Source organism: Massilia sp. P2_C2 (genome assembly GCF_056404615.1).
The window spans coordinates 1-8978 of record NZ_JBFUDR010000261.1; the positions used below are offsets into that span (position 1 = coordinate 1).

At 63.6% G+C, this 8978-nt stretch carries 11 protein-coding genes; 2 read left to right on the forward strand and 9 right to left on the reverse strand.

The window, feature by feature from the left end; translation table 11 throughout:
* Nucleotides 1-478, forward strand: a 478-nt coding sequence (locus tag AC1DYX_RS23690; protein WP_477263407.1) for a GntR family transcriptional regulator, incomplete at its 5' end; no start/stop codon positions are given.
* A 21-nt stretch (nucleotides 479-499) separates the two neighbouring features.
* The gene (locus AC1DYX_RS23695; protein ID WP_477263409.1) at nucleotides 500-766 is read left to right on the forward strand and encodes a hypothetical protein; all 267 of its coding nucleotides are present in this window, start codon (nucleotides 500-502) and stop codon (nucleotides 764-766) included.
* Nucleotides 767-769: 3 nt separating this feature from the next.
* On the opposite strand, the gene AC1DYX_RS23700 is transcribed toward AC1DYX_RS23695, so the two are convergent.
* The 9 genes from AC1DYX_RS23700 to rimM all read right to left on the reverse strand — a co-directional run.
* On the reverse strand, nucleotides 770-1561 hold the full coding sequence (locus AC1DYX_RS23700) for an SDR family oxidoreductase (RefSeq protein WP_477263411.1): 792 nt from the start codon (nucleotides 1559-1561) through the stop codon (nucleotides 770-772).
* Nucleotides 1562-1701: 140 nt separating this feature from the next.
* Entirely contained in the window at nucleotides 1702-4446 is a 2745-nt protein-coding gene (locus AC1DYX_RS23705; RefSeq protein WP_477263413.1) for a M16 family metallopeptidase, read from the reverse strand.
* A 104-nt stretch (nucleotides 4447-4550) separates the two neighbouring features.
* Nucleotides 4551-5000, reverse strand: coding sequence for a CBS domain-containing protein (locus tag AC1DYX_RS23710; protein ID WP_477263415.1), 450 nt, complete (start codon nucleotides 4998-5000; stop codon nucleotides 4551-4553).
* 78 nt (nucleotides 5001-5078) lie between these two features.
* Complete coding sequence (locus tag AC1DYX_RS23715; protein WP_477263417.1) at nucleotides 5079-5420, reverse strand: DUF3579 domain-containing protein; 342 nt, start codon at nucleotides 5418-5420, stop codon at nucleotides 5079-5081.
* Nucleotides 5421-5559: 139 nt separating this feature from the next.
* Nucleotides 5560-6519, reverse strand: coding sequence for a CobD/CbiB family protein (locus AC1DYX_RS23720; RefSeq protein WP_477263419.1), 960 nt, complete (start codon nucleotides 6517-6519; stop codon nucleotides 5560-5562).
* A gap of 74 nt (nucleotides 6520-6593) precedes the next feature.
* Nucleotides 6594-7259 carry a CoA pyrophosphatase gene (locus AC1DYX_RS23725; protein ID WP_477263421.1) on the reverse strand — a complete coding sequence of 222 codons (666 nt, stop codon included), beginning with the start codon at nucleotides 7257-7259 and terminating at the stop codon, nucleotides 6594-6596.
* Nucleotides 7260-7319: 60 nt separating this feature from the next.
* On the reverse strand, nucleotides 7320-7703 hold the full coding sequence (gene rplS, locus AC1DYX_RS23730; RefSeq protein ID WP_477263423.1) for a 50S ribosomal protein L19: 384 nt from the start codon (nucleotides 7701-7703) through the stop codon (nucleotides 7320-7322).
* Nucleotides 7704-7793: 90 nt separating this feature from the next.
* Nucleotides 7794-8555, reverse strand: a complete 762-nt coding sequence (gene trmD / locus AC1DYX_RS23735; protein WP_477263425.1) for a tRNA (guanosine(37)-N1)-methyltransferase TrmD — start codon at nucleotides 8553-8555, stop codon at nucleotides 7794-7796.
* A gap of 26 nt (nucleotides 8556-8581) precedes the next feature.
* On the reverse strand, nucleotides 8582-8978 hold a 397-nt coding region (gene rimM / locus AC1DYX_RS23740; RefSeq protein WP_477263427.1), incomplete at its 5' end, for a ribosome maturation factor RimM.

An 8978-nucleotide genomic window follows, 5' to 3' on the forward strand; every position in this document is an offset into this window, starting at 1 on the left:
GAATTTCGCCAAGCTGACGTCGTTCTCCGAAGACATGCGTTCGCGCGGCCGCACGCCGCGCAGCGTCTGGCTCAAGCGTTCGGAAGGTCTGGTGACGCCGGAAGAAGCGCTGCGCCTCGGCCTGTCGCCGGGTGCTGGAGTCTATCGCTTCAACCGTATCCGCTACGCCGACGAGATGCCGATGTGCCTGGAATACGCGACAATCGCGGCCTCGGCCCTGCCCTCGCTGGACGCGGTGGACGTCTCGATGTACGAAGCGCTGGAGGCACACGGCAAGCGCCCCGTGCGTGCGCTGCAACGCCTGTCCGCCCTGCTGCTGAACGCGGAACAGGCAAAGCTGCTGCAATCGAAGGAAGGCGATGCGGGACTGTGCGTGGAACGGCTGGGGTTCCTGCCGGACGGGCAGGCGGTGGAATTCTGCCGCTCCTACTTCCGCGGCGACATGTATGACTTCGTGGCCGAGCTGAGCGCCGGCTGATTCAACTCAACCCAAACAACAATGGCCAACCTGACCTACGAAGCCTACCTGGACGAAGTCGCCACCCTGCTGACGGAACTCTACGACCTGGACGACGCCACCGCGATCAAGCTCGTCGTCGACGCGCAGGCCGCCGAGTATTTTTCGCCGCATGACGATCACCCCGCGATGCGCACGCTCACGCGGGCGCGCGAGGATGCGGTTACGTTGTACAAGGCGGGGAAGCCGAAGTTGCAACCGAAGCCAACACCGAAACCGGCGCCCCGCAAGAACGTCCGCAAGAAATAAGCGTCAGATCGCGGTCAGGCCGCCATCGATGGCCAGCTGGTGGCCCGTGACGAACGACGCCTGCTCCGAGCACAGCCACAGCGCCGCATTCGCGACTTCCGCCGGCTCGGCGATCCGCCCCATCGGATGCGCGGCCTTGAGCTTCTTGTCGCGCCCCGGTTCACGCTCGAGCATGCGCGCGAGCATCGGCGTCTTGACGGCGCCCGGGCACAGGCTGTTGACGCGGATGCCTTCCCTGGCGTATTCCACGGCCGCACTCTTCGTCAGGCCGACGACGGCATGCTTGGATGCCGAATAGATCGCACGGTGCGGCGCGGCCACGAGACCGCCGGCGTCCGCGATGTTGACGATCGCGCCGCCGCCTTCCTGCCTGAGCATCTGGCGCAGCTGGCTCTTCATGCACAGCCAGACGCCCTTCACGTTGACGCCCATGATGCGGTCGAACTGGTCGTCGTCGCCGTCGGCCAGCGGCAGGCACTCTTCCTCGACGGCGGCGCCGTTGACGGCGCAGTCGATGCGGCCGTAATGGCCGACGGCCTTCTCGACCAGGGCCTCTACTTCCGCCGCGACCGTGACATTGGCTTTCACGAACAACGCCTTGCCGCCCGCCTCGACGATCAGGGCCGCAGTCATGTGGCCGCCGTCGACCGACGTGTCGGCAATGACGACACTGGCGCCTGCACGCCCGAATGCCAGCGCCACCGCCCGGCCGATGCCGCTCGCGCCCCCGGTTACCAGCGCAACCTTGCCGGCATACGAAATGCCGCCAGGAGCCTGCTTGGTCATGCCCTTCATGTTGCTTCCTTATCAATACATACGCGCAAGCTTTGCTTCCTGTGAGCAATACTGCGTTGAAGCAACATGATAGCGCCCGCCCCGGGCATTGACCAAGTTTCTCAGCAATTCAGAAGTTCGTGAATGGCTGAGTGTTGCAATCAGGGTGCAGCTTTGGCTTTCGCGTCAACTTTTCCCTGGTCGCCTGCCAGCACGACGGACATCTTTGCCGGGTCGACCGCCTTGCGGAACGCCGCATTCAGCTGGGGCAGCGTAACGGCCATCAGGCGTTTTTCGAACTCGGCCGACCATTCGTACGTGCGCCCGCGGTACATGTAGGACGTCCAGCCGGCGGCCAGCGCGCCGTCGTCGGCGCGATTCTGGATCCGTTGTTGCATCAGACCCGACTTCGCACCGGCGAGTTCCGCCGCCGTGAATCCATCCTTGAGGACGCGCACGAGTTCCTCGCGGATGGCCACGTCCACCTTGGCCAGGTTCTGCGGGGCGGCGATGGCGCTGATCGCGAACATGCCAGCGCGGTCGAGGTCGCCGGCGACGAGGTTCGAGCCGCCGCCATACGACAGCCCCTCCTTCTGGCGGATCCGGTCCATCAGGCGCGAACGCAAACCGCCGCCGCCGAAGATGTAGTCGGCCAGCATCAGTGCCGGGTAGTCCGGGTCCTCGACGTTCAGGTCGAGGTTGATGCGCGCCGTGTAGTAACCATTTTCCTTGTCGGGCGTGTTGAGGACACGATGGATGGGTGCGATGTCGCCGTTCTTGCGCAGCACGGGCGCCACGTGCATGGGTGCCTTCCACTGGCCGAACAGCTGGTCGACGAGCGGCGCAATCGCCTGCGCGTCGAAGTCGCCGACGATGGCCATCTCGGCCGGCACGGTGCCGTAGTAATCGTGATGGAATGCCTTGACCTGCTCCAGCGTGGCGCTCTTGAGGTCGGCAAGATCTTCCTCGAGCGTCGTTTCGTGGCGGATATCCCCCTTCGGATAAATATCARAATGCTCATTCAGCGCGCGCGACGCGACATTGGTCGGTTCGTTGCGGCTGGATTCGAGGCCGACGATCGTCTGCTGGCGCAGCTGCTCGAATTCGCTGGCAGGGAAGCTGGCCTCGCGCAGCACGTGGGCGACCAGCTTCAGCGCTTCCGGCAGGTTGTCGCGCGTCGTCTGGAAATGCGTGAGGCTGCCCGAGATCTTGAGCTTGTCGAACGCATCGGCCAGCTGCACGCGGTCGTATTTCGTCGTGCCCCGCATCAGCATCGCCGACGTCAGGCCTGGCAACGCTCCCTTGTCGAACAGATTCTGTTCGTCGCCGATGTGCTGGCGCACGTCGACGGTGACGGTCTGGCCGCGATTCTTCTTCGGCAACAACGCCAGCTTCACGCCGCCGGCCGTCGTCAACGTCGTGCGCTTCATGATGTTGGCCTGGTTCGGATCGAAATCCTCGGCGCTCAAGGTGGACGCCTGGGGCTTGAAATCCTTCAGCACGCTCTGCAGGCTGGGCGCCGCCGGGATGATGGCGCGCTGCGGGTGGTCGTCCGGGATGAATTCGCCGGTGACGCGGTTATCGCGCTTGAAATACCGGCTCGATGCCGCTGCAACCTGTTCCGACGTAATCTTGTCGACGCGGTCGCGGCCGACGAAGAACAGGCGCCAGTCACCCAGCGCGATCACTTCCGACAATGCGACGCCCACCTGTTGCGGGTCGTTCAGGCTGCGCTCGAATTCATTGAGGAAGCCGCGCTTCGTGCGCTCCATTTCTTCCGGCGTCGGCGGGTGCTGCGCGAACTCTTCCACGGCCTGCGTGAGGGCGGCACGCACGGGTTCGAGCGGCGCATCCTTCTTCACGATGGCGCCGAAGTATTGCAGGCCGGGCGCATATCCCGTCTGGCCATAGGCGAACACCTGGCTCGCCATGCCCGACTCGACGAGCAGCTTGTGCAGGCGGCCCGTCGGGGCATCGCCGAGGATGGTCGACGCGAAGCTCAGCACGTCGCTGTCGTCGTGCAGGCCGGACGGCACCTTGTAGCCGAGCGCGACGATCTGCACATCGCCCTGGCGCCGCACGGTGAAGGTGCGGTCGCCGTCCTGCGTGGGTTCCACGGTCCAGAATTCCGGCAACGTGCGCTTGGGTTTCGGGATCGCGCCGAACAGGCGGTTGATCGACAACAAGGTCTTCGCCGGATCGAACTTGCCGGCCACGAGCAGCACGGCGTTATCCGGCTGGTAATACGTGCGATAAAAATTCTGCAGGTTGGAGATCCTGACGTTCTCGATGTCGCTCTTGTTGCCGATGGTCGAGCGTCCGTAGGAATGCCAGTCGTAGGCCACGCTCTGCATGCGCTTCATGAGGACGGCGCCCGGCGAATTCTCGCCATTCTCGTACTCGTTGCGCACGACCGTCATTTCCGAATCGAGATCCTTCTTCGCGATATTGGAATGCGTCATGCGGTCCGCTTCCATGCCCAGCGCCCAACTGAGGTTATCGTCGGAGGCCTGGAACACTTCGTAGTAATTCGTGCGGTCGAGCGACGTCGTGCCGTTGAACTGCATGCCGCGGTCCTGGAACTGGCGCGTGATGTCGGGATGCTTCGGGCTGCCCTTGAACATCAGGTGTTCCAGCAGGTGGGCCATGCCCGTCTCGCCGTAGTTCTCGTGGCGCGAGCCGACGAGGTAGGTCACGTTGACGGTGACGGTCGGGCGCGAGGAATCGGGGAACAGCAAGACCTTCAAGCCGTTCGGCAAACGGTATTCCGTGATGCCTTCGACGGACGGCCCCTGCACCACGCCCTTGGGCAGGGCTAAGGCCCAGGCGCCACCCGGCGCGATGAAGGTGAGGCTGCCAACAACTGCATACGCGGCGAGGCCGCGCTGGAAAAACGTCAAGCTCATGTCACTCCGTCCGAAAAGTCATGGTGCGGCCAGGCAAGGCCGCGGGACATGGTAACAGACGGGAACTTAGACGAAGCTTACTTTCCAGACAGCTTAGTGTTGGCTCATTGACGCATGCGCCGTTCGTGCTGTTGTTGGTAGGGACTGATGCGCGCGAGGTCTTCCATTTCCTCGGCGAGGAAGCCGAGCAGGTCGTCGGCGCTGACGATGCCGGCCAGGCGTCCACCCTCGCCTACCACGGGCACGCGGCGGATGCCGCGCAGGCGCATGCGTTCGATGGTGACGGTGACGTCGTCATGCTCGTCGGCCGTGAGCAGGTCGTCCGTCATGATGTCACCCACCTGCAATCCGTTCGGATCGAGGCCCAGGGCAACGACGGACACGACGATATCGCGATCCGTGACGATACCGGCCGGGACGGGCACGCCATCCGCCTCGTCGACGACGACGATGTCACCCACGTGATGTTTGCGCATGAGAAAGGCCGCACCCTGCACGCTTTCATCGCGCGCGCAGCAAACGGTGTCGACCGTGCATAGTTTTCCGACTTCCATGGCCGCCTCCATCGGGACGCTGATGCTACCAATGCAGCATAGGCTCAGGCCAGCGACAATGCAAACCCTGAAATAGGTTCAGGCTTTTTTCTCTTCCACCGGCGGGACGAAGCAGGCTTCGACGACCYGCAGGTCGTTGTCCTTGGCGAAATTGCAGACGAAGTGGTAGGCGAGCGGTTCGATGCTCTTGAGGGCATTGTTCACGACGACCGCCTTGACACCGTTGACGATGGTCGGGTGCACGTAGGGGGAGAACTTCAGATGGGCGTTCGGTCCACCGCTACCGGCCGGACGGAAACACGACATGACGCCGCACAAACGTTCGGCCCAGTCACTCGGGCGGAATTGCCTTCCCTTACTTGTCACGCCGAGAATGAAGAATTCGTCGGCGCCTTTACCGGTTTGCGGTGAGTCGGCCATAGTGCGGCTTCTGAAACAAAGGCGTGGATGAGAACAACCCGACTATTATATCTTATAGAAGACCTGCGGACGAGCCCTGTCGTGCCGGCAGGACGAAGCCGGCACGATCAGCGACACGAATATCAGGCTTCCAGCGGGTTCAGCCAAGCAGGACCGCGCCGGACAGCAACAGCAGGAGCAGCATCCATAATAACAGTGCGCGCCACACCAGGCCGACCGTGCTTTGCAGTGCGCGCACGCTGGGCTCGTCGCCGGGCAGCATGTCGTCCTCGCCGGCGGACAGGTCGACCGTGGCCGCGTCGGCCGGCAGGATGCGCGGGGCGGTCTCGGCCGGGGTGCCGAGGCGCACGCCCATGGCGCCGCCGCCGGCAGCCAGGATGATACCCCTCGACTCGTCCGTCCACCGGTTGGCGAAATTGCGCCATGCATAGATGGCGTCTTCGAAATTGCCGACGACGGCGAAGGCGATCGCGGTCAGGCGCACGGGAATCCAGTCGATCCAGTAGAACGCGCGGGCGGCGAACTCGCCGAACGCTTCGTTGCGCATGTGGTCCGGCTCGTTCCATGCGCGCGCGAGGTATTCGGACACGCGGTACATGACGGCGCAGGCCGGGCCGAGGGGCATCAGGAACCAGAAGAACACGCCGAACACGTTGCGGTGCGTCGTGATCAGGGATTTTTCCACGGCGATGCGCGCGATCTCGGTGGCGTCCATGCCCACGGTATCGATCTTCGTCCATTCCGCGAGCAAGGTGCGGGCCGTGGCTTCGTCGCCCGCGTTGAGGGCGAACTGGATCGACGTGAAATAATGGCTGTAATGGCGGAAACCGAGCGTCAGGTAGACGATCAGCACGTTCCAGGCGAACGCGGCGAACACTAACCGGTAATGTACAAGGACGCCGTAGATGACGGCCGTCGGCAACATCAGGACCGCCATCATCAGGAACCAACCCAGCCGGCCATGGCTGACGTGGCCGGCATTGAACCAGGCCTCGACCCGCATGGCAAAGCGCTTGATCTCGGCGTAGATCTGGTTATCCGCACGCAGCGGCTTCAGCTGTTCGATGAGCAGCGCGCACAGGATGGAAAAGAAAGTCATGCACGGTCCTTTGTCGTTTGTTGCCTTACTTCATTGTCCGTTACGATAGCGCAGAGACCGACCGGAATCAACGCTCAGGCCCGGAGCAAGTGGAACAGGTTGCGCAGCATGCCCGCCGTCGCGCCCCAGATGAAGAAGCGCTCGTAAGGCATCGCATAGAAACTGCGCCGTCCGCCGCCATCGGGCAGGTCGAACGACATGCGCTGGTGGTTCATGCCGTCCATCAGGAATTGCAGGGGCACTTCGAAGATGTCGGCGACTTCGTTCGACTCGGCCGTGAGCTCGAACGGGGGCGTCACGAGCGCCACCACGGGCGTGACCACGTAGGCGGACGCGGTGACGTGATCGGGCAGCACGCCGATGATCTCGACATGGCGGCGCGTCAGGCCGATTTCTTCCTCGGTCTCGCGCAGCGCGGTCTCGATCGGCGAGGAGTCATCCTCTTCCCAGCGGCCGCCGGGAAAGCTGACCTGGCCGGCGTGGTTCGTCAGGTGCTCGGTACGCTGGGTCAACAGCACCGTCAGCCCGCCGGGGCGCCGCACGATGGGCACGAGGACGGCCGCACGCCGCAGGTCCGGGAAGCGCAGGCGCAGGTCGTCGGGCAATTCCGGCTCCCACAGCGGCGGATGGGCGAGCCGCTCGCGCAGCCAGGCCACTTCCAGGCGCTCGGCCGCCAGGGCGGGCTCGCCGGCGATGGCGTCGACCGGCAGGCGCTTGGGATCGATGTGCAGTTTTGCCAAAGGCTGTCTCCAAAAGAAAAAGGCATCCGAACGGATGCCTTTTTCCTACCACAGTCGCTATTACTGCGCAGCGGCGGCGGTAGCTTTGCGGTTCGGCAGTTTCTCTTTGATACGTGCCGATTTGCCCGAACGCTCGCGCAGATAGTACAGCTTCGCACGACGCACGTCACCACGACGCTTCACTTCGATCGAAGCGATCAGCGGCGAGTACAGCTGGAACGTACGCTCCACGCCTTCGCCCGACGAGATCTTGCGAACGATGAAGTTCGAGTTCAGGCCGCGGTTGCGACGCGAGATGACGACGCCTTCGTATGCCTGGGCGCGCTTGCGGTTGCCTTCGACGACGTTGACGCTGACGATAACGGTATCGCCCGGTGCGAAATCAGGGATGTTGCGGCCGAGGCGCGCAATCTCTTCTTGCTCGAGTTGCTGGATCAGATCCATTGTGTTGACTCCTGTAACCATCTTGCCGGCGCGTTCGATGCCCGGTAGAGGATGGGGTTGAACGTGCAGGTACCGATGTGGTACCCGCTTTTATTCCGCGACCTTTTCCAAGGTTGCGAGAAACTGCTCGTCGGCCTTCGTCAGCAGACCGGCGCTGCGCGCCTTGTCCAGCAGGTCGGGCCGCTTCTTCGCGGTCGCCTCCAGCATCCGCTGGCGGCGCCACTTCATGATCTCGGCGTGGTTACCACCCATCAGCACGGGCGGCACGGCCACGCCTTCATAGACTTCCGGACGCGTGTAGTGCGGCGAATCCAGCAGGCCATTCACAAAACTGTCTTCGACCGCCGAGGCATCATCGCCCAGCACCCCGGGCAGCTGCCGCACCACGGCATCCATCAACGCCATCGCCGGCAATTCGCCGCCGGACAGTACGAAATCGCCGAGCGAGATTTCCTCGTCGACGACACGGTCCAGCAAACGCTGGTCGACCGCTTCGTAGCGTCCGCACAGCACCACGAGACCGGGCTCGTTCTTCAGGTCCATCACGCGTTCGTGCGTCAGCGGTTTGCCTTGCGGCGACATGAACACCACGCGCGGCGCGGGCAGGCCCATGTCGATCTGGCGCTGCTTCGCCGCGTTGATCGTCGCTTCGAGCGGCCTGGCCAGCATCACCATGCCGGGACCGCCGCCATATGGGCGATCGTCCACGGTGCGGTGGCGGTCCGTCGTGAAATCGCGCGGATTCCAGATCGACAGGTTCCACAGGCCCTGCTCGTGCGCGCGCCGGGTCACCCCCGACTGCGTCAATGCGGCAAACATTTCGGGAAACAAGCTCACGACGTCAAACTGCATCGAGACCTCGCTTCAGGCGGACGGGGTCAATAATCCAGGCCCCAGTCCAGGGTAATCAGTCGGGCTTGCAGGTCGACCGTCTTGACGTACTGATCCACGAACGGCACCAGCCGCTCCGGCGCCTTCGCGTCGGGAGCGGCGTTCGGATCGGCATCGGGCGTGATGCGCAGGATGGACTGCGCGCCATTGTGCATCATGTCGGTCACCTTGCCGAGCGACTCGCCCTGCAGGTTGACCGTATCCAAGCCGATCAGGTCGGTCCAGTAATACTCGTCTTCCGGAAGTTCCGGAAAATCCGCCCGCGACACCTGCACCGTGGCACCCTTCAGGGCCTCGGCGCCTTCACGATCGGACACATCGACCAGGGTGGCCGTCACGTCGCCGCTGTGGTACTTCGCGTTCCGCACTTCCACGGGACGCAGC

Coding starts and splice junctions, on each gene's coding strand:
- AC1DYX_RS23720 (WP_477263419.1), bottom strand. CDS start 6,519: ATGACTTTCTTTTCCATCCTGTGCGCGCTGCTCATCGAACAGCTGAAG.
- trmD (WP_477263425.1), bottom strand. CDS start 8,555: ATGCAGTTTGACGTCGTGAGCTTGTTTCCCGAAATGTTTGCCGCATTG.
- AC1DYX_RS23695 (WP_477263409.1), top strand. CDS start 500: ATGGCCAACCTGACCTACGAAGCCTACCTGGACGAAGTCGCCACCCTG.
- rplS (WP_477263423.1), bottom strand. CDS start 7,703: ATGGATCTGATCCAGCAACTCGAGCAAGAAGAGATTGCGCGCCTCGGC.
- AC1DYX_RS23710 (WP_477263415.1), bottom strand. CDS start 5,000: ATGGAAGTCGGAAAACTATGCACGGTCGACACCGTTTGCTGCGCGCGC.
- AC1DYX_RS23700 (WP_477263411.1), bottom strand. CDS start 1,561: ATGAAGGGCATGACCAAGCAGGCTCCTGGCGGCATTTCGTATGCCGGC.